Source organism: Mesorhizobium japonicum MAFF 303099, from assembly GCF_000009625.1.
Classification (GTDB): Bacteria; Pseudomonadota; Alphaproteobacteria; order Rhizobiales; family Rhizobiaceae; genus Mesorhizobium; species Mesorhizobium japonicum.
Genome location: NC_002678.2, coordinates 2,760,001 through 2,786,471 on the forward strand (window position 1 = coordinate 2,760,001; position 26,471 = coordinate 2,786,471).

24 protein-coding genes (1 of these 24 running past the window's edge) are annotated in these 26,471 nt (G+C 63.8%); 6 read left to right on the plus strand and 18 right to left on the minus strand.

The genetic code is table 11. From position 1 onward, the window contains the following. Positions 1–1,740, plus strand: partial view of a M23 family metallopeptidase gene (locus tag MAFF_RS14490; protein WP_044550932.1) — the 3' portion only. The gene continues 231 nt to the left of window position 1, outside the view; the window shows 1,740 of its 1,971 coding nt (coding positions 232–1,971); its start codon lies beyond the left edge, outside the window; it ends in the stop codon at positions 1,738–1,740. A gap of 26 nt (positions 1,741–1,766) precedes the next feature. On the opposite strand, the gene MAFF_RS14495 is transcribed toward MAFF_RS14490, so the two are convergent. Continuing rightward, positions 1,767–3,341, minus strand: a complete 1,575-nt coding sequence (locus MAFF_RS14495) for an MFS transporter (RefSeq protein WP_010911661.1) — start codon at positions 3,339–3,341, stop codon at positions 1,767–1,769. 153 nt (positions 3,342–3,494) lie between these two features. Between MAFF_RS14495 and MAFF_RS14500 the strand changes: the two genes are divergently transcribed. Then, positions 3,495–4,127 (plus strand): TMEM175 family protein, encoded by a 633-nt coding sequence (locus MAFF_RS14500; RefSeq protein WP_010911663.1) that lies wholly within the window; start codon positions 3,495–3,497, stop codon positions 4,125–4,127. Here the strand turns inward: MAFF_RS14500 and MAFF_RS14505 are convergent. The 8 genes from MAFF_RS14505 to MAFF_RS14540 form a co-directional block, all read right to left on the minus strand. Then, positions 4,101–5,618, minus strand: a complete 1,518-nt coding sequence (locus tag MAFF_RS14505) for a L,D-transpeptidase family protein (protein ID WP_010911664.1) — start codon at positions 5,616–5,618, stop codon at positions 4,101–4,103. The two genes, MAFF_RS14500 and MAFF_RS14505, sit on opposite strands and share 27 nt — an antisense overlap. Before the next feature lie 148 nt (positions 5,619–5,766). Beyond that, a complete protein-coding gene (locus MAFF_RS14510; RefSeq protein WP_010911665.1) occupies positions 5,767–6,129 on the minus strand; it encodes an MmcQ/YjbR family DNA-binding protein in 363 nt (120 codons plus the stop codon). A gap of 60 nt (positions 6,130–6,189) precedes the next feature. Then, positions 6,190–8,796, minus strand: coding sequence for an ATP-dependent chaperone ClpB (gene clpB, locus MAFF_RS14515; protein ID WP_010911666.1), 2,607 nt, complete (start codon positions 8,794–8,796; stop codon positions 6,190–6,192). A 220-nt stretch (positions 8,797–9,016) separates the two neighbouring features. Next, entirely contained in the window at positions 9,017–9,973 is a 957-nt protein-coding gene (locus tag MAFF_RS14520) for a DUF4167 domain-containing protein (RefSeq protein WP_010911667.1), read from the minus strand. Between the two features lie 310 nt (positions 9,974–10,283). Beyond that, positions 10,284–11,156: a peptide chain release factor N(5)-glutamine methyltransferase gene (gene prmC, locus MAFF_RS14525; RefSeq protein WP_010911668.1), complete on the minus strand. Its 873-nt coding sequence runs from the start codon at positions 11,154–11,156 to the stop codon at positions 10,284–10,286. Continuing rightward, on the minus strand, positions 11,149–12,228 hold the full coding sequence (gene prfA / locus MAFF_RS14530) for a peptide chain release factor 1 (protein WP_010911669.1): 1,080 nt from the start codon (positions 12,226–12,228) through the stop codon (positions 11,149–11,151). Before prfA ends, prmC begins: the two co-directional genes overlap by 8 nt. A 10-nt stretch (positions 12,229–12,238) precedes the next feature. Beyond that, on the minus strand, positions 12,239–14,509 hold the full coding sequence (gene ptsP / locus MAFF_RS14535; protein WP_010911670.1) for a phosphoenolpyruvate--protein phosphotransferase: 2,271 nt from the start codon (positions 14,507–14,509) through the stop codon (positions 12,239–12,241). 81 nt (positions 14,510–14,590) lie between these two features. Next, positions 14,591–15,844 carry an aspartate kinase gene (locus tag MAFF_RS14540; RefSeq protein ID WP_010911671.1) on the minus strand — a complete coding sequence of 418 codons (1,254 nt, stop codon included), beginning with the start codon at positions 15,842–15,844 and terminating at the stop codon, positions 14,591–14,593. A gap of 9 nt (positions 15,845–15,853) precedes the next feature. On the opposite strand from MAFF_RS14540, the gene MAFF_RS39115 reads away from it, so the two are divergent. Then, positions 15,854–16,105: a hypothetical protein gene (locus tag MAFF_RS39115; RefSeq protein WP_129468824.1), complete on the plus strand. Its 252-nt coding sequence runs from the start codon at positions 15,854–15,856 to the stop codon at positions 16,103–16,105. Here MAFF_RS39115 and MAFF_RS36630 read toward each other — a convergent pair. Beyond that, the gene (locus tag MAFF_RS36630; RefSeq protein WP_157865997.1) at positions 16,102–18,333 is read right to left on the minus strand and encodes a diguanylate cyclase; all 2,232 of its coding nucleotides are present in this window, start codon (positions 18,331–18,333) and stop codon (positions 16,102–16,104) included. The genes MAFF_RS39115 and MAFF_RS36630 overlap by 4 nt on opposite strands. Before the next feature lie 133 nt (positions 18,334–18,466). Then, a complete protein-coding gene (locus MAFF_RS14555) occupies positions 18,467–19,036 on the minus strand; it encodes a putative glycolipid-binding domain-containing protein (RefSeq protein WP_010911674.1) in 570 nt (189 codons plus the stop codon). A gap of 182 nt (positions 19,037–19,218) precedes the next feature. Between MAFF_RS14555 and ubiG the strand changes: the two genes are divergently transcribed. Then, a complete protein-coding gene (gene ubiG / locus MAFF_RS14560) occupies positions 19,219–19,968 on the plus strand; it encodes a bifunctional 2-polyprenyl-6-hydroxyphenol methylase/3-demethylubiquinol 3-O-methyltransferase UbiG (RefSeq protein ID WP_010911675.1) in 750 nt (249 codons plus the stop codon). A gap of 193 nt (positions 19,969–20,161) precedes the next feature. Here the strand turns inward: ubiG and MAFF_RS14565 are convergent, their stop codons facing one another. Continuing rightward, the gene (locus MAFF_RS14565) at positions 20,162–20,659 is read right to left on the minus strand and encodes a flavin reductase family protein (protein ID WP_044548341.1); all 498 of its coding nucleotides are present in this window, start codon (positions 20,657–20,659) and stop codon (positions 20,162–20,164) included. Between the two features lie 24 nt (positions 20,660–20,683). Beyond that, on the minus strand, positions 20,684–21,808 hold the full coding sequence (locus MAFF_RS14570) for an LLM class flavin-dependent oxidoreductase (RefSeq protein WP_032931811.1): 1,125 nt from the start codon (positions 21,806–21,808) through the stop codon (positions 20,684–20,686). Between the two features lie 86 nt (positions 21,809–21,894). Between MAFF_RS14570 and MAFF_RS14575 the strand changes: the two genes are divergently transcribed. Beyond that, a complete protein-coding gene (locus tag MAFF_RS14575) occupies positions 21,895–22,515 on the plus strand; it encodes a winged helix DNA-binding protein (RefSeq protein ID WP_106406546.1) in 621 nt (206 codons plus the stop codon). 6 nt (positions 22,516–22,521) lie between these two features. Here the strand turns inward: MAFF_RS14575 and MAFF_RS14580 are convergent, their stop codons facing one another. After that, the gene (locus tag MAFF_RS14580) at positions 22,522–23,430 is read right to left on the minus strand and encodes a DMT family transporter (RefSeq protein WP_010911679.1); all 909 of its coding nucleotides are present in this window, start codon (positions 23,428–23,430) and stop codon (positions 22,522–22,524) included. 117 nt (positions 23,431–23,547) lie between these two features. Between MAFF_RS14580 and MAFF_RS14585 the strand changes: the two genes are divergently transcribed. Then, positions 23,548–24,033: a MarR family winged helix-turn-helix transcriptional regulator gene (locus MAFF_RS14585; RefSeq protein ID WP_044548342.1), complete on the plus strand. Its 486-nt coding sequence runs from the start codon at positions 23,548–23,550 to the stop codon at positions 24,031–24,033. 4 nt (positions 24,034–24,037) lie between these two features. On the opposite strand, the gene MAFF_RS14590 is transcribed toward MAFF_RS14585, so the two are convergent. From MAFF_RS14590 to MAFF_RS14605, 4 genes are read right to left on the minus strand one after another with little or no spacing between them, the layout of a single operon-like run. Further along, positions 24,038–24,463 carry a DUF1178 family protein gene (locus MAFF_RS14590; RefSeq protein ID WP_032931815.1) on the minus strand — a complete coding sequence of 142 codons (426 nt, stop codon included), beginning with the start codon at positions 24,461–24,463 and terminating at the stop codon, positions 24,038–24,040. Continuing rightward, complete coding sequence (locus MAFF_RS14595) at positions 24,460–25,326, minus strand: carbon-nitrogen hydrolase family protein (RefSeq protein ID WP_010911682.1); 867 nt, start codon at positions 25,324–25,326, stop codon at positions 24,460–24,462. The genes MAFF_RS14590 and MAFF_RS14595 overlap by 4 nt, the downstream gene beginning before the upstream one ends. Positions 25,327–25,336: 10 nt before the next feature. Beyond that, entirely contained in the window at positions 25,337–25,606 is a 270-nt protein-coding gene (grxC, locus tag MAFF_RS14600; RefSeq protein WP_010911683.1) for a glutaredoxin 3, read from the minus strand. A gap of 25 nt (positions 25,607–25,631) precedes the next feature. Next, the gene (locus MAFF_RS14605) at positions 25,632–26,432 is read right to left on the minus strand and encodes a ComF family protein (RefSeq protein ID WP_032931818.1); all 801 of its coding nucleotides are present in this window, start codon (positions 26,430–26,432) and stop codon (positions 25,632–25,634) included. Positions 26,433–26,471 lie beyond the last annotated feature (39 nt).

Sequence of the window (26,471 nt, forward strand, 5' to 3'; positions counted from 1 at the left end):
AGCAATGGCGATTCCGGCGAGGTGGCCAAGACAACCAGGCTGGTGGCGCCGCGTCAGATCGCCAAGGCCAAGGACCGCCGCCGCATGGAAGTGTCGATGGCCACCAAGGTCGGTGACCGCGATGTCATCCACACCATGCCTTTCGTGCAGATCAAGATGGCGCTCGCTGCGGGCCACACCACCAGCCGGCCCTACCCGCCTTTCGATCCGATGCAGGTGTTCGGCGACGACGGCGACGACGCTCCGGCGCAACCGGCGACGGCCTCCGCTGCCTCCGGCCAGATCTATGGTGCGAAGGTCGAAAGCGAGATGAGCCTGAAGACCGTCGACTTCCCCATCGAGACGGCGTCCTTCGACGAAAAGAGCGATCTGTCCGCCGACGAGGTGGAAAAGGTGGTGCGCGAGGCCGGCACCGACCTCAGCGACGGCGCCGTGCAGGTCGCTTCACTCCACTATGTCGATCCGCAGCGATTCGGCGAAGCCTTCGCCGAGAGCATGGCCGGCTCCTATGACGTCAAGATCGTGCCGGAAAACGTCTCGGTTTCGCCGCGTGCTGCCACTGACGACCAGGCGCCGGCTTTCGCCGAGGAGATCATTCCCTTCACCAAGGACACCGACCTCACCGAGGCCTTTGCCGATTCGGGCTATACGGGCGACGACGCCACCGGCATGGCCGAAGCGATTGCCAAGCTGTTGAACGCGCCGACGCTGAAAGCCGGAACGGTGCTGCGCGTCGGCCTCGAGGTTCACGGCGATGCCGCCAAGGTCGTGCGCACCAGTGTTTACGACAAGACCACGCATATCGTCACCATCGCACTCGACGATCGCGGCCAGTATGTGCCGGCGCAGGAACCGGAGCCGAACCCTGAACTTTTGACGGCGTTCGATGATTCGTCGGCACCGGTCGTGGTGCGCGGCAACCTGCCCAATGTCTATGACGGCATTTACCGCGCCGCCTATTCCTACGGCATGTCGAAGAAAATGACCCAGCGGCTGATCAAGCTGCTGGCATCTGGCGTCGACTTCCAGTCGCGACTCAATCCGTCCGATCGCCTCGAAGTGCTGTTCTCGCAACCTGATGGCGACGACCAGACATCGGACGATTCCGAGCTTCTCTACGTCTCGGCGACATTCGGCGGTACGACCCGCAACTTCTATCGCTTCCAGATGCAGGACGGCAGCACCGACTATTTCGACGAGGATGGATCGAGCGCCCAGCAATTCCTGCTGCGCAATCCGCTGCCCAACGGAAGATTCACCTCCGGCTTTGGTGCGCGCAAGCATCCAATCCTAGGGTATGTTCGGATGCACACGGGCACCGACTGGGCCGCCCCGATCGGATCGCCGATCATCGCCGCCGGCAATGGCGTCGTCGAGAAGGCCGGCTGGGCTGGCGGCTATGGCAAGCAGATCATCCTGCGCCATGCCAATGGCTACGAGACCTCCTACAATCACCAGAGCGCCTTTGCAAAAGGCATCGCGCCGGGCATTCGGGTTCGCCAGGGCCAGGTCATTGGCTATCTCGGCCAGACCGGTCTTTCCACCGGTCCGCATCTCCACTACGAGCTGATCGTCAACGGCACCAAAGTCGATTCGATGCGTGTTCGGCTGCCGGTCGGCAAGGTGCTGAAGGGCGACGACCTCGTCGCCTTCAAGCGCGAGCGCGAGCGCATCGACGATCTGCTGAAGCAGGAAGATGGCAACTCGCTGAAGGTCGCCAGCGCCAAGATCGACGGCTGAACCTCGGCCGATCCGGCAAGAGCAAATCAGCTTCGCGACGAATCAGTCCACGATTGGTCCGTGCGGCGCGGCCAGGGCAGTGCCTGACCCGAAACGGTCACCCAGGCGATGATCGCGGCAAGCAGGCAGAGCACGGCGGTCGTCAAGGATATGGCTGAAAAAGCCATGTCGCTGGCAGCAAGCCGTGTTGCTTCAAGTTCTGGCGGCAAGCCTGTCGATACCGGTTCGCCAAAACCCGGAATGCCCGGCCGGACACTGGTGTCGAGCATCGTTGCATAGACCCACGTGGCAAGCGAGCCCATCGCCGCCACCGCGATCAGGCCGCCAATGCGCGAGACGGCATTGTTGATGCCGGAGGCAGCCCCCGTGTCCTTGTCTTCCACCGCCGTCATGATCGCGGTCGACAGTGGTGAGACGACCAGCGCCATGCCGAGGCCCATCAGCGCCATCAGCGGAAGTATCCCAGTCCAGAAATGGTGGATGCCGGCATGGCTGAGCAAGGCAAGTCCGGCGAAAGCGAAAGCCACGATCAGGCTGCCGCAGGCAATCGGGAAACGCGGTCCGATCCGGTCCGACAACTGGCCGGCCGGTCCCGACAGAAGCGCGATCGATGTCGACAGCGGCAGGAAGATGAAGCCGACCTCGGCCGTGCTCAGTCCCCAGCCGGCGATCAGCAGCATCGGCAGATAGAAAAGATTGGCCGACAGCGCGAAATACAGAAAGAAGGTCGCCACATTGGCACCGGCGAAGGCGCCGATGCGAAACAGGCTGAGGTCGATCATCGGCTCGCGCTGGCGCTGCTCGAACAGGATGAAGACGACAAGCAGCACCGCGCCGGCGGCAATGCTCGGCCCGGCCATATGGCCCTCGCTGCTCGAACTCATCGAGGTCAGCCCGTAGGCGAGTGCGCCGAACGCCAATGTCGCGAGCGCGCCACCGCCGAGGTCGAGGCTGCGTTTTTCCGTCGCCGCATCGGCCGGAATCTTGACGAGCAGCAGGTAGATCGAGATCAGGCCGAGCGGCAGGTTGACGGCGAAGATTGCCCGCCAGATGCCATCGCCAAAAACCGACAGCACCAAACCACCGAGCACCGGCCCAAGGGCCGTGGTCAGCGCCGAGGCTGCCGCCCAGATGCCGATCGCACGGCCGCGCTCCTTTTTCGGATAGGCCTTGGCAATGATGGCGAGGCTGCCCGGCACCATGATCGCCGCCCCAATTCCTTGGAGAGCGCGAAAACCGATCAGCACGACAGCATTCGGCGCCAATGCGCAGGCGAGCGAGGCAACAATGAACAGCGCGATGCCGGCCACGAAGGCACGGCGCAGCCCGAACCGGTCGCCGGCGGCGCCGCCGGCAAGGATCAGCGCCGAAAGTGTCAACGCATAGGCATTGGAGATCCACTGCGCCTCGGCAAGGCTGGCGCCGAGGTTGACACGGATCGCCGGCATGGCGATGGCCAGGATCGACCCGTCGATGAAGCCGAGCGCCGAGGCCAGGATCGCCGCGATCAAGACGAATCGCCGCTGCGATTGCGGACAAAAGGTTCCGTTCGTGAGCCGGCTGGTCAGCGGGATTGCGGCGGCTTCATTTGGCGAATGCATGGCACCTTGCTTAGACCCCAAGCGCGCCGGCAACAATCCGCCAGCAGCTTGCAGTCCTTGAAACCAGCCAATTGGCCAGGATGCGTCCCGTGCCGATGCAAATGCCGGTAGTCATGCTAGGTTTTCCGGAAAACGGCAGCCGGGGAAAAATCAATGAAACGTCCACTCGAAGCGTCGGCGGAAGGGCGCGGCCGCATTGTCGGCATCACCGACGGCGTCTTTGCCATCGCGCTCACGCTCATCGTGCTCGAGATCAGGGTGCCGGCGCATGAGACCGTGCATTCCGAGCACGATCTGCTTGTCGCCATTGCGGCGCTGGCACCGCGCTTCCTGACTTATGCCTTGAGCTTCCTGACGCTGACCATCTTCTGGTTCGGCCAGCAGGCTCAGCACGGGCTGATCGCCAAATCCGACAGGCGGCTTGCCACGCTGAATCTCTGCTTTCTCGCCTTCATCGCGCTCTTGCCGTTCTCGACCGACCTTCTGGCGGACTTCCTCGAATTCAGGACCGCGGTGCTGGTCTACTGGCTCAACCTGCTGATGCTCGGCGTCACGCTGTTCGCCAGTTGGCGCTATGCGGACAAGAACGGCTTTGTCGCGGAAGACGCCGATGCCGAAACGAAGCGCACGGTCTATCTGCGCATCATCAAGGCGCAGATCCTGTGGGCGATCGGTGCGCTGCTCTGCCTGATCACGCCGTTGCTCAGCGTCGGCTTCATTCTGGTGGTGCAGCTGATCTATGCCACCGCGCTGCGCGGCTCATTGCTGCGCAAAGTCATCGGCTGACGGTCCGCCGACGAACTCCACGGTGACGCCCGGCGACACCAGCTTGGCAAGTTCGCGCGCGTCCCAGTTCGTCAGGCGAACGCAGCCATGGCTTTCGGTCTTGCCGATCTTCGAGGGCTCGGGCGTTCCGTGGATGCCGTAAGTCGGCTTGTCCAGGGCGATCCACACCGAGCCGACCGGGCCGTTGGGGCCTGGCGGAATGGTCAGGATCTTGTCGTTCTGGCCCTGCTTGAAATTGATGTTCGGGTTGTAGGTGTAGTTCGGGTCGAGCGCGATGCGCGACACGGCGTGGATGCCGGTGGGCGACGGCGTATCCGCCGAGCCGATGGTGGCGGGATAGGCTGCGACCAGCTTGCCGCTCGCATCGTAGGCGTACACTTCTTTCTTCGTCTTGTCGGCGACGATGCGCGCGACCGGCGTCGAAACCAGCTTGCCGAAATTGGCGACCTTGATGATCGTGCCGGGGCGATTGAAGTCGAGACCCTTGTTGATCGACTTCAGATAGTTCTCGTCCATGTGGAAGCGCTCGGCGAGCGCCTCGGTGACGGAGATGTAGCACATGCAGTTGAGCTGCGCCTTCTGGCCGTAGTCTTCCGGGATCGAGGCAACATAGGGGCCAGCCGCATCTTCCGCTGTAATGGTGTAACTGGCGAAAGCATCGCCGCCCGATTGCGCGAGCGCCGCCTGGATGCCGACTGTGTCCGTCGATTTCAGATTGCTGCCGGTGATCTGGTTATAGGCGGCCAGGGCCTTATCGACATTTGAGCCGAAACGCCCGTCGATCACGCCCGGCGAAGCGCCGCCGCGGTCGAGCAGCACCTGCAGCGCCGCCACGTCCTGGCGCACGCCGAGCGACAGCGACGGATCGACGGCGGCCTTGCCGCCAGTGTCCGGCGGCAGGGAAGCCTGCGTATCCGGATTCACCTGCTCTAAGTCCGGCTGCGCAGGGTCTATCGCGGCCTCGTTCAGCGGCTGGCGCTTGATGGTGCCCGGCTTTGCCGGCTGTGGCGCATCGGGATAGCTGTTGTCGTAGCTGCCGTCGTCCTGCGGCGCCGGCGGATAGGCTTCCACCGAATTGTCGCCATTGGGGTCGTATTCATCCGCCGGCGGCGGGATGACCCTGCCCTCCTCTTCCAACTGCTTGCGACGGAACCGCGCCATGTCTTGCGGATCGTCGAGATAGTAGCGGTCATCGTCGGCTGGGGCACGGCCCAATTCGCGCAGCCTTGTCTCGCGGCGCAGCGCGCGCCGGTCAAGCCGTGTCTGCGGCGGCTGGATGGCGATGACCTTGCCGGTGTCGGCATCGACGATGACGCGGTTGCCACGGGCGTCGTAGTAGATGTCCAGATTTCCGTCCTGGGCGACAAGAATGCCGCCGTCATTGGCAGTGCGGACAACCCTTGGGGCGTTATCCTGCGTCGGCGCGCCAAGCGCACCGAAGGACACGAGCCCGGTGGCGAGTGCCGAAAGGGCAAAGATCGTGCGGAACATCGTGGCCAACTCTCCGGTCCGTAATTGCCGCCGCCGGCATTGTTCTCTGGGCGAACCCCTTCGCCAGCAAACCAGTTACCTCACCCTATGGTTCCATTATGAACCGGGCATGAAGATGGCGGTTTTTCGGCGTACCGACGAATACCCGCTAGCTTGCAAGCCCCAATTCCTTGCGCGCCTGCTTGGTCAGCTTCAGGGCGACAAGGCGATGGCTCTCGCGCAAATAGTCCTTCAGAGCAGCATCATCCATGCTCTGGCTTGTCCGACGCTGGATCCATTTCATGCCGCGCGAGGCAAGATAGGGCGCGGGCCGCAAGCCCGGCTGCTCCTTCAGCACGTCATAGGCGATGTCGGAACATTTGAAGGTGACGAAGAACTGCTGGCCTTGATCCCAGCCGCCGATCGCAAACACCTTGGTCCCGACCTTCCAGACATGGGCGCCGCCCCACTGGACGACGTGGTTTGCCGCAGGCAATGAGGCGCAGAAGCCGTTGTAGTCGTCCAGCGTCATCCGCCCCCCAAATCACTATGAAAACGCCGCGCGCCCAGCCTGGACGCGCGGCGTTGAAAATCAGGCCGCCGCTTCGGTCGCGACGACCGTCGGCTTCGAGCGGAAGTTCAGCCGGTCGGAACCGGACGTGACCTTGACGGTCGAACCGTCGAGAATCTCGCCGAGCAGGATCTTCTCCGCCAGCGGATCCTGCAGTTCCTTCTGCATCACCCGCTTCAACGGCCGCGCGCCATAGGCCGGGTCGTAGCCCTTGGCCGCCAGCCACTCGATTGCCTCGTGATCCAGCGACAGCGTGATCTTGCGATCGACGAGCAGGCTTTCCAGCCGCTTGAACTGGATCTCGACGATGCGGTCCATGTCCTTGCGGCGCAGCCGGTGGAACAGGATCACCTCGTCGACGCGGTTGAGGAATTCCGGCCGGAACGATGCCCTGACCACGCCCATCACCTCGTCGCGCACGGCATCGACATCCTGGTCTTCGCCGAGATTGACAAGATATTCGGCGCCGAGGTTCGACGTCATGATGATCAGCGTGTTGCGGAAATCGACCGTGCGGCCCTGCCCGTCGGTGAGCCGGCCGTCGTCCAGCACCTGCAAGAGCACGTTGAAGACATCGGGATGCGCCTTCTCGATTTCGTCGAACAGCACGACCTGATAGGGCCGGCGCCGCACCGCTTCGGTCAGCGCACCACCCTCCTCATAGCCGACATAGCCGGGAGGCGCGCCGATCAGCCGGGCGACCGAGTGCTTCTCCATGAACTCCGACATGTCGATGCGCACCATGGCGCTGTCGTCGTCGAACAGGAAGCTTGCCAGCGCCTTGGTCAGTTCGGTCTTGCCGACGCCCGTCGGCCCCAGGAAGATGAACGAGCCGATCGGCCGGTTCGGATCCTGCAGGCCGGCACGGGCGCGCCGCACCGCCTTGGAAACGGCCTGCACCGCCTCGCCCTGGCCAACAACCCGCTTGCCGATCTCGTCTTCCATGCGCAGCAACTTGTCGCGCTCGCCCTGCAGCATCTTGTCGACTGGAATGCCGGTCCAGCGCGAGACGATATGGGCGACGTGGTCGGGGGTGACCACTTCCTCGACCATGCCGGCCTTGCCGTCCTGGGCTTCGGCTTCCTTCAGCTTCTTTTCCAGTTCCGGGATCTTGCCATAGGCGAGCTCGCCGGCGCGCTGGAACTCGCCCTTGCGCTGGGCAATGGCGAGCTCGTTGCGTGCCTCGTCGAGCTGCTTCTTCAAGTCGGCCGCAAGCCCGAGCTTCTGCTTCTCGGCCTGCCACTTGGCGGTGATCTCGGTCGATTCCTCCTCAAGGCCGACAAGCTCCTTCTCCAGGCGGACGAGCCGGTCCTTCGAGGCATCGTCCGTCTCGACCTTCAGCGCCTCGCGCTCGATCTTGAGCTGCATGATGCGGCGGTCGATCTCATCCAGCGCCTCGGGCTTGGAATCGACCTGCATCCTGAGCCGCGAAGCGGCTTCGTCGACCAGGTCGATCGCCTTGTCCGGCAGGAAGCGGTCGGCGATATAGCGGTTGGACAGCGTTGCCGCCGCCACCAGCGCCGAGTCCGAGATACGCACCTTGTGGTGCTGCTCGTATTTTTCCTTCAAGCCGCGCAGGATGGAGACGGTGTCCTCAACCGTCGGCTCGTCGACGAAGACGGGCTGGAAGCGGCGTGCCAGTGCCGGATCCTTCTCGACATGTTTGCGGTATTCATCGAGCGTGGTCGCGCCGACGCAGTGCAGTTCACCGCGCGCCAGCGCCGGCTTCAACAGGTTCGACGCATCCATCGCGCCATCCGCCTTGCCGGCGCCGACCAGCGTGTGCATCTCGTCGATGAACAGGATGATGTTGCCATTGGCCGAGGTCACTTCGGAGAGCACAGCCTTCAGCCGCTCCTCGAATTCGCCGCGATATTTGGCGCCGGCGATCAGCGCGCCCATGTCGAGCGCCATCAGTTGCTTGTCCTTCAGCGATTCCGGCACGTCGCCATTGACGATGCGCAGCGCCAGGCCTTCGGCGATCGCCGTCTTGCCGACGCCTGGCTCGCCGATCAGCACCGGATTGTTCTTGGTTCGGCGCGAGAGCACCTGGATGGTGCGGCGGATCTCGTCGTCACGGCCGATCACCGGGTCCAGCTTGCCCGCACGGGCATCAGCCGTGAGATCACGTGCGTACTTCTTCAGCGCGTCATAGTTTTGCTCGGCACTGGCCGAATCGGCGGTGCGGCCCTTGCGGACATCGTTGATGACCTGGTTAAGCGCCTGCGCGGTGACGCCAGCCTTGGCCAGGATGTCGGCGGTCTTTGCCGACTTCTCCATGGTGAGCGCCTGCAGCAGCCGCTCGACCGTGACGAAGCTGTCACCGGCCTTCTTGGCCAGTTCTTCGGCCGTCGAGAACACCTTGGCCAGCGGCTGCGCCAGATAGAGCTGGCCGTTGCCGCCTTCGACCTTTGGCATTGCCTCGAGTGCCGTCTCGACGCCGAGCTTGACGTCACGGACATTGCCGCCGGCGCGCTCGATCAGCGAGGCGGCCAGGCCCTCGTCATCGTCGACGAGCACCTTCAAAATGTGTTCGGGGGTGAATTGCTGGTGATTACGGGAGAGCGCCATCGTCTGCGCGGACTGGATGAAGCCGCGCACGCGCTCGGAGTACTTCTCAAGGTTCATATCTGTCTCCTTCCATCACCGGCCCGCTTTGCGGCACCGGATCAGATTGCGGTGACGGACCCGCCCATTCGAGCCGGGTCCTGTTCAGCCGAGATATGGTGCATGGACCATGCCGTCTCAAGACGCCTTGATATCGGTCAATGCATAATATTCCACCTCAGCCGAAACGAAAACGGCGGAGATTTCTCTCCGCCGTTCAACGCCTTGAAATGCCGTTCGATCAGTTGTCGATGTCGACGATCACCGGCTCGGCATTGCCGCTATCGGCCGGGGCCGCAGCCGCCTCGCCGGCATCCGCATTGTCGCTGCCGCTATCGACCTGGTCGGCATTGGTGCGCGGACGGCGCGGACGGCGCGGACGACGGGCAGCACCGCTCTCGGCGGCCGCCTCGTTGAGCTCGGCCTGGGCGGCAAGAGCCGCCGGCGAAAAACTCTCGAACAGCGGAGCCGGCTCGGCGACCGCAACGGTCTCGGCCGGCGAACCGGGCTCAACCTGCTCCTCTGCCTGGGCCGGGGCTTCGTTACGCTGCTGCTGGCCACCTTGCTCGGTCGACGAGGCATGATCGCGCTGGCCATAGCCGCCATTGGGGCGGCGATCGCGGTGACGCCCGCCATTGTTGTCGCGGCCACCATTGTTGCGTCCATTGTTGTCACGCCCGCCATTGTCACGATTGTCGCGGCCATCCCGGTTCAGCGCGACCTCGGCCGGCATGCCCTCGATCACCGGCTGCGGACCGGCGCCATGGTTGATGACAGGTATTTGCGGATCGGAAACGGTGTTGCCGCCATTGCCGGCGCCATTGTTGCCGGCATTTTCGAAATCGTCGCGATCCTCATCGCCATCATCGTCGAAATCGTCGCGGTTCTGCTGGACGTTCTGGATCGGCATCTGCGCCTGCGCGGCGGCAATGATGCGATTGTAGTGTTCGGCGTGCTGGAGGTAGTTCTCCGCCATGACCCGGTCGCCGGAGCTCTGCGCGTCACGGGCCAGAGTGGCGTATTTCTCGGCGATCTGCTGAGCCGATCCACGGATCTTTACATCCGGGCCGTTGCTCTCGTAGTTGCGCGTCAGGGGATTCGGGCCCTTGCGGTTGTTGTTGTTATTGTTGTTGCCACCGCCGCCGCCGCCATTGTTGTTGCGACCGCGCATGCGCCTGTTCTGCTGTTGTGGCCTCATTCGACTCTCTTCATCTTGAAATTTTCGAAAACTCGTTACGAACGGAGGCGCTCATGCAGCCAACCGTTTCGTTTCTTCACCGGCGTTCGCCCGCATCAATTGCGTTGGCGCCACGTGCCATCCTGTTCCGGTTACATCACTTGCCGGACGATTCCCGCACGAAGCTTGGGCGTCGTTTGCGCAAGAAGGCAGCTATTTCCAAGGAGGACCGAATCGCTAAGAGCACTGCCTGCTTCGTCTCATCCGGTTGAGGCGACCCTAGCCGCATTCCCGGGTATTGCCAAGCGGTTTTTTCGCACTGCGTCAAGGCTTATCCCCATTGAAAGACAAGAACCCTGTCGTTTCCGCCGAGATCACGCAAAGCAGCAACCGATGCATAACCAGCCGCCTTGAATATATCCGTAACCTCATCGCGTTGCGTATGGCCGATTTCGACCGCAATCCTGCTTTCGGCTTCTAGAAACCGTGCCGCCTCGGCGGCAATGATCCTGTAGGGGTTCAGCCCATCCACGCCGCCATCCAGGGCCAGGCGTGGGTCGAAATCGCGGACCTCGTCCTGCAGATTTCCAATGTCTCTTGTCGGTATATAGGGAGGGTTTGCGGCAATTACATGGTATCGGCCGGAAACTTTTTCGAACCAGTCCGACTGCACCGTCGTGAACCGGCCGCCGAGCCCGAGTTCCCCGGCATTGCGGGCCGCCGTCGCCAGCGCGCCGGCGGAAATGTCGACCCCGGTGGCGGTCGCGGCCGGCACGGCGCTCAGCAGCGCCAGCGCGATGGCGCCCGTCCCGGTACCGAGATCAAGGATGCGGCAGGTCCCCTCTCGCGCGGCCATCGCCTTGACGAAGGGCAGCACCGCCTCGACCAGCGTTTCGGTATCCGGCCTCGGCTCGAGCGTTTCCGGCGACAGCGACAGGCGCAAACCGTAGAATTCGCGGTAGCCGAGGATGCGGTGCACCGGTTCGCCACCCGCGCGGCGTCCCAGGGCCGCATCGATCGCGGCGATGGCGTTGCTGTCGATCGTGCGTTCAGGGTCGGCAATGGCCTGTGTGCGCGTCGTGCCGGAAAAATGCTCGACGATCAGCCGCGCATCGAGCGCCGGATCGCCGACCCCGGCCGCCACAAGCCTGGCCCGCGCTTCCCGCAGCAGCGGCCCCAGCGCCTCGGGCAGAGGGTCAGCCATCAAGGCCGATATCGGCCAACAGCTTCGACTGGTGATCGGCGATCAGCGCGTCGACGATCTCGTCGAGTTCGCCCATCATCACCCGGTCGAGCTTGTAGAGCGTCAGGTTGATGCGATGGTCGGTGACGCGGCCCTGCGGGAAATTATAGGTGCGGATGCGCTCGGAGCGGTCACCGGAGCCGACCTGCGATTTGCGCGATTCCGAGCGTTCCTCGTCCGCCTTGCTGCGCTCCAGATCATAGAGCCGGGCACGCAGGATCTGCATGGCCTTGGCCCGGTTCTGGTGCTGCGACTTCTCCGCCTGCACCACCATGATGCCGGTCGGCAAATGGGTGATGCGCACCGCCGAATCGGTGGTGTTGACGTGCTGGCCGCCGGAGCCCGAAGCGCGCATCGTGTCGATGCGGATGTCTTCTGCGCGGATTTCAATGTCGACCTCTTCCGCTTCCGGCAGCACGGCGACGGTCGCCGCCGAGGTGTGAATGCGCCCACTGGCCTCGGTCGCCGGCACGCGTTGCACGCGATGCACGCCGGATTCGAATTTCAAATGGGCAAACACGCCCTTGCCCGAGACGGTGGCGATGATTTCCTTGAACCCGCCGGCATCGCCGTCGCTGGCCGACACCGTCTCGAACCGCCAGCCGCGTTCGGCGGCATAGCGCTCATACATACGAAACAGGTCGCCGGCGAAAAGAGCGGCTTCATCGCCGCCGGTGCCGGCACGGATTTCGAGGATGGCGTTCTTGTCGTCGGCGGCATCCTTGGGCAGAAGCAGGATCTGGATGTCCTTCTGCAGCGCCTCGATGCGCTCCTCCACGTCAGGCAGATCCGCCTCGGCCAGCGCCCGCATCTCGGCATCGGTACCTTTGTCGGCCAGCATCGCCTCGAGGTCGGCCTGCTCATGCTCGGCCGAGCGCAATTGCCTGACCTTGGCCACCATGTCCTGCAGCTCGGCATATTCCGATGCCATCTTCACATAGGCGTCCGGCGCCGGGCCGGCCGACATCTGCGCTTCGAGCATCTCGAAACGCTTGACGACTTGATCCATACGATCGCGGGGCAGATTGACCATGATGGGGGCGCTACAACGGAATCGAGCGGTCGTCGGCGAAGGCCTGCAGCAGCGCCCGCATCGGCAGCCCCTGCGCCGGCGCCATCAGATTGTCGTCGAAGAACGCCGTCAGCTCATCCAGCGGCAGTTCCGTCAGCATCGCCTTGACCGGGCCGATCGAGGCCGGCGACATCGAGATCGAACGGAAGCCCAGACCGATCAGCGCCATCGCCGAGATCGGCTTGCCGGCGAGTTCTCCGCACAGCGTCACCGGCGTGTGGTTGCGGATGCCTGCATCGGCGATCTGCTTGAGCACGCGCAGGAACGGCGCCGACAGCGTGTCGAAGCGGTTGGCCAGTTGCGTGTTGCCGCGGTCGACCGCCATGACGAACTGGAACAGATCATTCGAACCGACCGAGACGAAGTCGACCGCCTTCATCAATTCGTCGAGCTGGAACAGCAGCGACGGCACTTCCAGCATCGCGCCCAATTTGAGGCTGGTCGGCAGATGGTGGGCGAAGCGCGAGAGATGCCGCACCTCGCGGTCGATGATTTCTCTTGCTTGCGCAATCTCGCTGAGTTCGGTCACCATCGGCAGCATCAGCTTGAGCTCGCGCCCGCCACTGGCCTTCAGCAGGGCGCGGATCTGGGTGCGCAGCAGCCCCGGCCGGTCGAGCGTCAGCCGGATCGCCCGCCAGCCGAGCGCCGGGTTCTCTTCCTGGATGGCGCCCTTGAAGTAGGGCAGCACCTTGTCGCCACCGATATCGATGGTGCGGAAGGTGACGGGCTTGCCACGCGCCGCCTCCAGCACGTCGCGATAGAGTTTCTCCTGCGCCTCGGCGCGCGGGAAGGTCGAGGCGACCATGAATTGCAGCTCGGTGCGGAACAGGCCGATGCCGGCCGCACCCGCCTCGGCCAGCTGCGGCAGGTCGACGGCAAGCCCGGCATTCATCAACAGATCGACCTGGACGCCGTCCCTGGTCGTCGACGGCTTCTTGCGCAGTTCGCGATAGACCTCTTGCCGGCGCGCACGGAACCGCACCTTTTCGGCATAGGCGGCTTCGAGATCGGACTGCGGCCGCAGATGGATCACGCCCTCCTCGCCGTCAACGATGATGGCATCGCCGTTTTCCGCCATGGAAACGGCGCCCTTCATCTGGCCCGCGACCGGAATGCCCATGGCGCGCGCGACGATGACGACATGGCTGGTGGCCGCGCCATCCTCGAGCACCAGCCCGCGCATTTTCTCCCTGGGATAGTCGAGCAGCTCGGCCGCGCCCATCGAGCGGGCGACGATGATGGCGTCCTTCGGCAGCGAGGCCGCGACATCTTCCGGCCCACGCCCCATCAGCTGGCGCAAGAGCCGGTTGGCGAGGTCGTCGAAATCGCTCATCCGCTCGCGCAGATAGGGATCGGTCATGTGCAGCATGCGCGCGCGCATGTCGCTCTGCACCTTTTCCACGGCCGCTTCGGCCGTCAGGCCGTTGCGGATGGCCTCTTCCAGCCGGCGCACCCACCCACGGTCATTGGCGAACATGCGGTAGGCTTCCAGCACCTGGCGATGCTCGCCCTCGAAGGCAACGTCGCGGCGTTCCAGCATATCGTCGATGGAGAGCCGCAGCGAGCCGAGCGAGGTCTCGAGCCGGCGGACCTCTTCCTCGCTGTCCTCGTTGAACAGATTGGTGACGACGATGCGCGGCTCATGCAGCACGACATGGCCAAGCCCGACGCCGTCGTTGAAGGACAGGCCGGTGAAGCTGACCGGCCGGCGCAGGTCGAGTTCGAGGCCCGGCCGCGTCAGCCGCGCCAGATCGCCAGTGGCGATCATCTCGGCGATGACCATGGCGGTGGTTTCCAGCGCCTCGACCTCGTCGTCGCGATAATGGCGCATGGTCTTGTTCTGCACGACCAGGACGCCCAGCGTGCGCCCTGCCCTGAGCACCGGCACGCCGAGGAAGGAATTGTAGATCTCTTCCCCGGTCTCCGGCAGGTAGGCGAAGGCCGGATGTTCCTGCGCATTGGAAAGATTGAGCGGCCGCGCGCTGGCGGCGATGGTCCCGACAAGGCCTTGCCCGAGCCGCAGCTGCGCCAGGTGGACAGCGTTCGGGTTCAGACCCTCGGTGGCATAGAGCTCGAGCACCGAATCGGCGCGCAGCACATAGAGCGAGCACACTTCCGCGACCATGTTGGAAGCGATATCGCGCACGATCCGGTCAAGCCGCTCCTGCGGCTCCAGCGGCTCTTGCATGAGCTCGCGGAGCCGTTTCAGCAAAACGCGCGGGCCACTGGCCTGGTCACGCATCGCGGCTTCTTCTCCAATGAAACACTTGCCGGCGCAGTTTCCGCCGCTGCCGGCATGCGCGCAACAACTGATTCAGTCTTGCTACTGCTTATCCAGACCGTAGACGGAATGCAAAGTGCGAACCGCAAGTTCGGTGTACGGACCGTCGATCAGTATCGAAATCTTGATCTCGGAGGTGGTGATGGCGCGGATATTGATCGCCTTGTCGGCCAGTGCCTTGAAAGCGGTGGCGGCGACACCGGCGTGGCTCCTCATGCCGATGCCGATGACCGAAACCTTCGACATGCCGGCTTCCGACTGCACGACATCATAGCCGACCTCGGCCTTCAGCCGGTCGAGCACGGCCAGCGCCTTGTCGACGTCACCCGAAGGCACGGTGAAGGTCATGTCGGTGAACTTGCCGTCCTCGGAGATGTTCTGGACGATCATGTCGACATTGATGTTGGCTTCGGCCAGCGGCCCGAAAATGCCGGCGGCGACGCCAGGGCGGTCGCCGACGCGGCGCAGCGAAATCTGGGCCTCGTCCTTGGCGTAGGCAATTCCGGTGACGACCTGCTGTTCCACGATCTCTTCCTCGTCGCAAATGAGCGTTCCCGGAGGATTGAGCAAATCCCCCATTCCGGGCGCATCGGGATCGTCGAAGGACGACCGCACGAAGGTACGCACCCTGTGCACCATGGCAAGCTCGACCGAACGCACCTGCAGAACCTTGGCGCCGAGCGAGGCCATTTCAAGCATTTCCTCGAAAGAGATCTTGGCCAGCCGCCGCGCCTTGGGCTCGATGCGCGGATCGGTGGTGTAGACCCCGTCGACGTCGGTGTAGATGTCGCAGCGATCGGCCTTGACCGCCGCGGCGATGGCGACCGCGCTGGTGTCGGAACCGCCGCGGCCGAGGGTCGCGATGCGATTGTCCGGCCCGATGCCCTGGAAGCCGGCGATGACGGCCACCTGGCCCTCGCCGAAACGCTTGATCAGGAAGGCGCCGTCAATGTCGAGGATGCGCGCCGCGCCATGTGCATTGTCGGTCTTGATCGGGATCTGCCAGCCCTGCCAGGACCGGGCATGCACGCCCATGTTCTGCAAGGTGATGGCGAGCAGACCGGCGGTGACCTGTTCGCCGGAAGCGACCACCGCGTCATATTCGCGTGCGTCGTGCATCGGCGAGGCCTCGCGCGTCCAGCCGACCAGCTCGTTGGTCTTGCCGGCCATCGCCGAAACCACCACCGCCACCTCATGGCCGGCGTCGACCTCGCGTTTGACGTGACGCGCCACATTGCGGATGCGGGCGATGTCGGCGACGGAGGTTCCGCCGAATTTCATCACGATACGCGCCATGGAAGCGAAATGCCTTTGACTGAAGCCGGCCTGAAGCCGAAAACGAAGGAAAGCGCCCGGCTGGCGCCGGCCGCTGAATGCGCGGCCTCCTTAGCCAAATGCTTTGGGTTTCGCAAGGCTGGCAGCGGAATGCCGGCTTCAAGAAACGGTATTTTGCCATCCGGCACCGCGCTGATTGCCAAACGTCGCCCGCGGGCAATTCCTTTTGGTTCGCCCGGCATGCCATGTCGTGGATATGCCGAACTCGTTCTGTCGGGTTAAGCCACGCTTTGGCTGGCGGTGGAAAGATCCCATTGCGGATCGGCCCTGCCCAATCCGGCAACAACGCGGTCGCGGCCGTCCGCCTTTGCCTGATAGAGCGAACGATCCGCGGCGTTGACGATTTCGACCCATGACGCGCCGAGTTCCGGGAAGGCGGACACGCCGAACGAGGCCGTGATGGTTCCGAGCGTGCGGCCGCGATGCGTCAGATGCAGCTGCTTGATCGCCTTGCGCAGCGCCTCGGCGCGCTCGGCGGCATCGGCGAGCGACGTTCCCGGCATCATAAGGGCGAACTCCTCGCCACCGTAGCGTGACACCACGTCGCTTTCCCTGGCATGGTCGAGCAGCGTGGCGGCGACCTGCTTGAGCACGAGATCGCCCGCCTCATGGCCGAACGTGTCGTTGAACTGCTTGAAATGATCGACATCGAGCATGATCATCGCCAGCGGCTGCCCGGAACGCTCCATGCGCCTCAGTTCGCGACTGCTCGTTTCCTCCAGATAGCGGCGGTTGTAGAGCCCGGTGTTCGGATCGCGGATCGATTGTTGCCGCAATGTTTCGCGCAGGCGCAGATTGGCCAATGCCAGGGCCAGTGTGTCGACGACGCCGCGCAGGATCTGTTGCCGCTCGGTCAGCCAGTCCGGTCTGTCGGCCGCGTCCGGTTCGCACAGATGCACGATGCCAAGCGTCTCCCCCTGCGCCGCCAGAGGCATGCAGACATAACCGCGGCCGCCATTCTCGGTGATGTGGTTGCAGCGCGGCGTCAGCATGCCGGGACCGGCAACATGTTCCTGGCCGCGCCGCAGCGCCCAGCAATCTTCCGGCGCGAACTGGCCAACGCTCGAACGGACGGCGCCCCAATGCGCCATTTCCTCGACCAGGTTGCGCGAGGCGCTGGTCAGATGAACGGTCCCGCTCAACCCGCCGAAGAAATCGGGCATGGCCGAGCCGACGACGGAAAAGGCTTCATGGAAGGTGACGCATGCCTGAAGCAGTTCGCCGAGCTTGACCAGCCGGGTCGTTGCCTGGGACGTCTCCTTCAGTTCGCGATTGAGCGTCGCCAGTTCCTCGGCGCGATCGCTGACCGCCCGCTCGGCGCTGCGCAGCTCGCTGATGTCGTTCAACGTCAATACGATCCCGCCGTCGGAACGATTGAGCGGATTGCAGCTTGCAATCACCGGCAGGTATGATCCGTCCGGCTTTGCCAGCCGCACCTCGGCCTGATGCCCACGCCCCGTGGTCAACGCCAGCTCGATCGGCGATGTCGCCTGCGCCATCCTGTCTCCCGACAGTCCCCTTATGTCGAGGATCGACCGCCAATCCTGCCCTTCGATCCTGTCGTTGCGCAGTCCGACGATCTCGGCGGCCGCAGGATTGGCCGAGACGATCCGGCCATCACCGTCAATGACGACAATGCCCTCGGCGACGGTACGGACAATATCCTCGATATAGGCCTTGTGCTCGACGAGCAGCCCACGCGAGGATTCGAGTTCGGTTGCCATGCTGTCGAAGCCTCGCGCCAATTGGCCGAACTCGTCGTTGGAAGTAAGGCCGATGCGCGCGCCGGCGTCGCCGCGCGCCAGCGATTCGATGCCGCGGTTGAGGCCGGAAAGGCCGGCGCCAAAGCCGCGCAGCAACAGAAGAGCCGAAATCGCCGAGATCAACACGGCGGCTGCGGTACACAGGCCGATGAGCCAGAGCACGGTGTTGGTGCGCTGCTGGGCGGCACGCAGCAGCGGCGTGTACTCGAACAACACCGCGCCGACCGTCTTGCCGGGAGCATCCTTGATCGGCACCGCGACGAGATTGATCGCTTCCGATACGTCGGCGCTGCTTTCAACGAAGTCACGCGGCGCGCCGTCCTCGATCGTCCGGCCGACTTCATTGTCGGGATCGTGGCCGTACCGTGTGCCGACATTTTTTTCTTCGCCTGGGACATCGGCAAGGATGACCTTGTCGTGATTGAGGACAACGAGGTCGCGTTTCGAGTCGCTGTGTTGCGCGGTCACGAATTCACGCAGCGCCTCGGGCCTCTCGAACAAGGAATGCGGCGCATCGGCAGCCTTGAAGGCAATCGTTTCGGCCAATTGCCGCCCAACGCTCGTCGCTTCGGCGAGCGCACCGGATCTTGTCAGCGATATCTGGGAGATTATCGCAATCCCGCCCACCAGGCCGATCAAGACCGCGGCGCTCAACAAGGTGGCAACAATCTGGGTCTTGATCCGCACCAAGCCATCCCAACCAATGGGAGGGCAATATACATGCCGATCCCCGCTCGTGCTTCAGGAAACCGCCAACCTCGTAAATTTCATGTTAAGGCGTCCTAATAGACCACCTTTTCCCAGACCGAGCGATGCTGGGTCAGCCTGGCCGCGCCGTGGTTCTCCACAGGCCGGGATAGTCGACCACGAAGCCGTGCGGCGAGACACCAAGGATCTCGTCATAGCCGAACACGGGCGCGCTATACGCGTAGCGGGTCTCGTCGAGACGCCTATAGCTTTGCTCGAGAAGCACCATCTCGAGCGTTGGAAAGCTCAGGTAGGCGGCTGGAGCGAGCGTCGTCTCCCCGATGCCGAGGTCGAACCGGCGTATCGCCAGCAGGTTCGATGCCGGTGTAAAGCCGAGGTCGACGTCGACAAGGCCGGCAACGCCCCGCTGAGGCTCGCCGTTCAGCATCCACTCGCCGTCGGCACGTCGTTCAATGGCATAGTGCAGCTCGCGCAGGCCGAGAAAACCATCGACCCGAGCCGATCGCGTGCGCCAGCCGGTGTCGCAAATCACCTCATAGGCAAGGCAGCATGGCTTGCCGTCCTGGACGAAAATGGCCTGTCCCCGAAGGCTGTGCCCGCCATCGGCTTGCGACAGCAGGCAGGCATCGTGGCCCTCCACATCCAGCCTGCGCCAAAGGATCGAAGCCGTCATGACTGTCATCGCGCACTCCCTCTAATCCAAACGATGCCCCTCATTCGCCCGCCACGCCAATTGTGTTTCACCGCCGCACCCGACAGCTGACATGCCCTGACAGGATGTTTCGGCCTGTCGGCAGAGGAAAATTGTTGCCTTGACTTTCCCGCTCCCACGCCCGACTTCCTAGCGTTCGAGGAGACCAACCAATGCCAGAACCCCGACGATCGACGATCGATGCCGGAGAAGTCGAACGCTTTTCCGCCCTTGCTGCCGAATGGTGGAACCCGAACGGCAAGTTTCGTCCGCTGCACAAGTTCAATCCGGTCCGGCTTTCCTATATCCGCGACCAGATAGCGGCGCGCTTCGGCCGTGACCCGCGTGCCGCGCGGCCGTTCGAGGGGCTGCGCATCCTCGATATCGGCTGCGGCGGCGGTCTTTTGTGCGAGCCGATGGCGCGGCTTGGCGCCGAGGTCGTGGGAGCGGATGCCTCCGAGACAAACATCGAAGTGGCGAAACTGCACGCGGCCGAAGGCAATGTGATCGTCGACTACCGAGCCACGACGGCCGAGGATCTTGCCGACGCCGGCGAGACATTCGACGTCATCCTCAACATGGAAGTGGTCGAGCACGTCGCCGACATCGACCTGTTCGTCGCCAAATGCGGGCAGATGGTCCGGCCCGGCGGCATCATGTTCGTGGCCACCATCAACCGCACGCTGAAGGCGCTCGGCCTGGCTATCATCGGCGCCGAATATGTGCTGCGCTGGCTGCCGCGCGGCACCCACCAGTTCGGCAAGCTGGTGCGCCCGGAAGAACTGGAGAAGGCGCTCGGCGGCGCCAGCCTGACGATCATCGACCGCACCGGCGTCACCTACAATCCGCTTGCCGACCGTTGGGCGCGGTCGAAGGACATGGACGTCAATTACATGGTGCTGGCGGAAAAGGGATCGGTCTGATCCGGCACACTTTTCCTGGAATTTGTTCCAAGGTGTGTTGAGATTCAGGTCAGGCCGAGTCGAAAATGGTGGCTTCCGAGAACCGGAGCGGAGCGTACTTTTGGGTGAGCTCAGTTCTACTGCGACGCAGTAGAACGGGGAAGCGCAGGTATCAGCCATTTGCAGGCCGGCATCACCTGAATATCAGCACACCTTAGGCGTCGAGCGGCCTATAGCCGCCCCGCCAATAGATCAGCGCCTGGCCGGCATCGCGGGTGCGCACCGCCTCGACCGAACCGATGACGATGGAATGCGTGCCCCGGTCGATCATCTCGTCAAGGCTGCAGTCGAAGGCGGCCACGGCGTCGGAAAGCAGCGCGGCTCCGGTCTTCAGCGTCACCCATTCGGCGCCCTCATAACGATCCTTGCCCTTGATGCCGCCAAAGCCGGAGAAGCGCTCCGCCACGGCTTGATGCTGAGGGCCTAGCGAATTGACGCCGAAATGCCGGTAGCGCTCGATAACCGGCCAGGTGGATGACGATCGGTTGACGCAAGCGATCACCTTGGGCGGCTCGGCCGACAGCGAGACCACCGAAATGACGACAAGGCCGGAACGGTCGTCGCCGACACCGGCGGTGATGACGCTGACATTGCCGACGATGAGCCGCATGGCGGCGCGGAAGTCGGCGACGCTGACCTGAGCTTCTGTCATGGACATTGCCTCTTCGCTTCTTTGCTAAGCCGCCGACTGCATCGCGGCCGGTGCGATGCGGATGCCTCTCTCTTCGAGAATGGGTAGCACGGTGTCGCGGAAATAGGGGAATTCCTCGACATAGTTGACGAAGGACAGCGTCGAGCCGCGAAAACCTGCCTCGTGCAAGGCGGTGATCCCGTCGGCGACCTGCTCGGGCGTGCCGGTGAGCGGAAAGCCGCCATGGCCCGCCGCCATGCGGTCGCGAATGAGCGCCAAGAGATCATGCGGGAACGACTGCGCATGGGCGAATTGCAGCCGCACCAGATTGTCGACCGCCGCCCAGTCGGCATTGGCGCGGCCGAAATGTTCGAGATAGTCCGTGGCTTCCTTCTCGGTCGGCCGGCAGACGACATGGGCAAAGGTCAGCACGTCGACATCGCTGCCGGCGGCCCTCGCCTGCTCCTTCAGCGCAATGATCTCATCCTTGGAGCGCGCCAGGTCGATTGCCGGGGTGAACAGGAAATCGGCGTTGCGGACCGCGAATTTGCGGCCCTCCTCCGACCCGGCCGCATTGAGGATCGGCAGCCGTGACGACGGGCGCGGGTCGCCAAGCACATTCTTGAGCTTGAACCACGTGCCGTCCCAGTCAAAGGCTTCCGTGCGCCCCCACAACGCCTGGACAATGTCGAACCATTCCTGGGCATAGCCGTAGCGCGTGACATGGTCATCGGGCAGCGTCAAACCGAGCGCCTCATATTCCGGCTTGTTCCAGCCGGCGACGATGTTGAGGCCGATGCGGCCACGGCTGATCTGGTCGATGGTCGCCAGTTGCTTGGCGACGACCACGGGATGGTTGGCCGCGGTATGGGTGGTGGCGAAAACCGTGATGTTGCGGGTGAGCGCCAGAAGCCCGGCCGCCCAGGTGATCGTCTCCAGCACGTTGCCGTGGAAATTCGTCTCGCCGCCATAACCGATCCAGCGCGCGATCGGCAGCATGAAGTCGATACCGGCCTCGTCGAGCAGATGCGCCAGGCGCAGATTGTTGTCCCAGGAACTGGCCCAGCGCTCGGGAACCTTGGTGACGGTCATGCCGCCGGAACAATTGGACGCGAAAGTGCCAAGAAAGAAGGGCTGCGCATGAGGCGCGGTCTTGTCGAGCATGCTCATTGGCGGTGTTCTCCTCATTTTTGCTTATAATTTATGATAGAAAGTCTATTATAAATTCATGTGGACGCAATCACCGGGATCAGCGCATGCTGATGGCAGGGGACAGGCAGATGAACGAACGGCGCAAATCCTTGGAAACACCGGCCGAACTGCTGGATCGCGGCTGGCATCTGGCGCGCACGCCGCTGGAGATCGACGTCACCGAAGTCGAGTATGCGCTGATGCGCTCCTACGAGGCGTTCGGTCACTGGCAGGCTGAATGCCTCGCCACGGTGATTGAGTTTTCCGCCAGCGGACCCGAGAACGCGCTGCTCCACATCATCCGCATGAACGACCGGCCGAAAAGCGTGCGCGATCTTGCCCAGATGACCAACCGCGACGACATCCCCAACATTCAGTACAGCCTGCGCAAATTGCTGAAGGGCGGTTTGATCACCCGCACCGGGAGCGGCAGGGCCGGCGTCACTTATGAGGTGACGCCGCTCGGGCATCGCGTGACCGAGCGCTATGCCGACATCCGCTCCGTCCTGCTCATCGATGCCGTGACGCGCATTCCCGAAATGGCCGACAAGCTCGAAGATGTCGCGCGCACGCTCGAACTGATGACCGGCATCTACGAACAGGCGGCGCGGGCCGCCGCCACACACCGCCGCCGGCATCCAAGGCCGGAGCCTGGCGGCGACGCCGACGGCGGCGGAAAACTTTGACGACGTTTACGCGGGCTGCGGCTTCGCGACAGCCTGGCTCTGCGCCTTCGTGGTGATGAAGACGCCGGCGGTGATGATGGCGGCGCCGGCCCAGGTCAGCAGCTGATAGTGCTCGCCAAGGAAGATCGTGCCGGCAAACAGGCCGACCGCGGCTGCCACATAGCCGATCTGGCTGAGATAGACCGGGCCGCCGACCGCCTGCAGCCGGAAGAAGAAGGCAAACATCGCCGACGCCGATGCGACCTGCCCGACGAGGACCAGCGGTACGCCGCCTAGCGGCGCGAAGGCCTCGACGCCGAACAAAGCGAGAATGCCGGCGAGCAGCAGCGTCGCCGACGCCAGGTGGCTGCCGACGGCGAGCTCGATCGGACCGGTGCTTTCCGGCCAGTCGACGGTGCGGTAGATGTTGCCGGCTGCAAGGCTGACCGGGATCAGCAGCCCCATCACCACCCAGAACAGATCGGCCGGCTGGCCGGCCTCGCCGCGCGTCACCGCCACCATCACGGCGCCGATGAAACCGACGGCGATGCCGATAATGCCCAGCACGTTCGGGCGCCGGACACGCAGCAGGATCGAGAACACCAGCGTGACGACGGGCGACAGCGTGAACATGATGCCGGTATAGCCGGCGCCCAGATGCGGAATGGCCGAGAACATCAAGAGATTGGGGACGGCATAGGACACGGCCGCCGTGACGAAGAAATAGCGCAGCTTGTGCGCGGTGAGCCGGACACGCTGGCCGCGCAGCAAAAGCACGCACAAAAGCACGCCGCCGGCGCCGAGCGAGATGACGAAGGCCCAGACCATGGCCGGCACGCCGGCTGCCGTGGCGAGCTTGCCGAAGGGCAGTGTCAGGCCGAGCAGGCAGCCGGTGACGACAAGCAGGCCGAACGCCGAATCCCAGAGAAATTTCATCGGATGGTCCCGTCATTCAATTGCGAAATTTGGCACTTGCGGCGCTCGGCCGGTTCTGTATCCTGAGATAAGATAGCGCAAAGATTCTTAACGTCAAGATATTTAACGGTGAGACAGATGGATCGCGCGGCAAAAGCGATCGAGCAGTGGAAGCGGGAGCGGCCGGACCTTGATGTCTCGCCGATGGGCGTGCTCGGGCGATTGAACGAAGCCTCGTCGCTGATCGCGCGTGATCGCCTGGCCCCGCTGTTTGCGCAATTCGGGTTGCAAGCCGGCGAGTTCGACGTGCTGGCAACGCTGCGCCGCTCAGGCTCACCTTACGCGCTGACGCCGACAGATCTCTATGAAGCGACCATGGTGACATCGGGGGCCATGACCAACCGGCTCGACCGTTTGGAGAAGGCCGGATTGATCCTGCGCGGCCCGCACCCCAACGACCGGCGCGGCATTGTTGTGCAGCTCACCGGGAAAGGTCTCGCCTTGATCGACGAGGCCCTGACCGCCCACGTCGCCAACGAGCACGAGATCCTCGCGGGCCTAAACGACGCCGAACGGGAGACGCTTTCGCGTCTGCTTGAGAAGCTGATCGGCAGCGTGAGCTGAACGTTCAGTTGCGGTCGTCGGGAAACACCGGGATCGGCATGAAATCGACGCCATCCTCGGCCAGGCCCTTGGCCTCTTCCAGTGTCGCCTCGCCGTAGATACCGCGTGGGTCGGTTTCGCCGAAATGGATTTTTCGCGCTTCCTCGGCGAATTTGTCACCGACATAGTCGGCATTCTCGCGCACCTTCTCGGCCATCGCCTTCAGTTGCGCCAGGGCCTGCTTCTGCGCCTCGCCCATGGCGAGCGCTATGGTCTCCTGCTTGCGCGCCGTCGAAACGGCCGGCGCCATCAGGGCCTTCTCCACCTTGTGCGAGCCGCAGCTAGGGCAATCGACAAAGCCGCGCTTCTTCTGGGTGTCGAAATCGTCATTGCTGCGGAACCAGCCCTCGAACTCGTGTTCGTTTTCGCAGATCAGGGAAAAGCGGATCAAGAGGCGGCACCCCTGAGACGCGGCGCGTCCACCGCGCCGGCATTGATGGTGAAATCCCGCGCATTCTTCAAATTGGGGATCTTCTTGCGCGCCGCAAGCGACTGCGCCGGGTCGATCTCGGCGACGACCACCGCAGGCTCGTCATGCGCGGCTTCGGCGAGGACGCGCCCCCACGGGTCGACGATCAACGAATGGCCATAGGTTTCGCGGCCGTCCTCATGCAGGCCGCCTTGCGCGGCGGCGACGACAAAGGCGCCGTTCTCGATGGCGCGGGCTCTCAGCAACACATGCCAGTGCGCCTCGCCGGTCTGCCGGGTGAAGGCGGCGGGCACGGTCAAAACATCCGCGCCGGCCAGCGCCTCGGTGCGGAACAGCTGCGGGAAACGCAGGTCGTAGCAGACCGCAAAGCCCAGTCTGGCGCCCGCTACCTCGGTCACGACGGCTTCGGTGCCGGGTTCGTAGGCAGCCGATTCGCGCCAGCTTTCGCCATTGTCGAGATCGACGTCGAACATGTGGATTTTGTCATAGGTGGCGAGCGTCGCGCCGTCCGGACCGAACAACAGCGCCCGATTGGCGAGCTTGCCGTCGGCGCGCAGGATGGCGGTCGAGCCGATATGCAGGAAGACGCCGAGTTCGCGCGCCAATCCGCGTGCGGTCGCAACAATGATGTCCTTGTCTTCGGAGGTGAAGGAAGCGGCACGCGCCTGCTTGTCGCGGATCAGCGCCCCGGTCATTTCCGGCGTCTGGATATAGGTCGCGCCCTGCCCGGCCGCTTCACGCACCAGCCGTTCGAGATCGACCGCGTTGCGCTCGGGGCTTTCGCCGGAACGCATCTGAACCGCCGCAGCCTTGAAAACACCCATCATCATACCCTCAAATCGTCGCGCCGTTGGCGAGCAGCCTGTCCAGCCGGCCTTCGGCCTCCAGCTCGTGGAGATCGTCGCAGCCGCCGACATGCGTCTCGCCGATGAAAATCTGCGGAAAGGTCGTGCGGCCGTGCGCGCGCGAGATCATCTCCTGGCGCAGTTCCGGCGAAAACGAAGCGTCATGCTCGGTATAGGCAACGCCCTTGCGCTCCAGCAGCCGCTTGGCTGCCGTGCAGTAGCCGCACATCATGCGCGTATAGATCGTGACATCGACCATGATGAATTCCGCTTTCGTTGCCGACTTATATAGTCGCGGACTCGTCCGCCCGAAAGTCCCCCGGCAACACACGCGCGAAGGTCAGCACGTCGACGGCAGACGCACCGCCCCTTTTCAGCGCCTTGGTGGCCGCTCGCACGGTGGCGCCCGTGGTGTAGACATCGTCGATCAGAAGCACCCTGCGGCCGGCGATCTCGATCTCCGCCTCGGCCGGGACGCGGAAGGCGGCCCGCACATTCTCCTCGCGCTCCTGCCGCTCCAGCCCGACCTGCTGGCGGGTGAGTTTCACGCGCCGCATGGCGGAAGGCGCGAAAGACAACCCGCTGAGCTCGCAAACCGCGCGCGCCAGTTCCGCCGACTGGTTGAAGCGCCGCCGGAAAAAACGCCGCCAGTGCAGCGGCACCGGCACCACCACATCGGCCTCGGCGATGAGATCGGCGCCTGCGCGCACCATCCAGCGCGCCATCCAAGGCGCTAGATCGGTGCGATCCTGGTATTTCAGCCCTTGCACCATCTGGCGGGCCACGCCGGAATAGGCGACGGCTGCCCGCGCCCGCTCGAAGGGTGGCGGGTCCGCGATCGCCTCGGCCGACAGAAAACCCTCGCCCATATGATGGGTGAACGGCGTGCCCATAACCGGGCACCAGGGCCGTTCCAAGAGCCGCAGCTTCGGCCAGCAGGCGCCGCACAGCACGCCGGGCTGCGAGACATGCCGGCGGCAACCGGCACAGACTGGCGGAAACAGCATGCGCGCCGGCCAGCCGAGAGCCGATCGGGCGAGGTTCCTGATCCCGACGGACTTGATCTCTGGCATCGGATCGGCCACGTGGTTGTTCTCCGCACCGAGTGTACCAAGTATATCAGG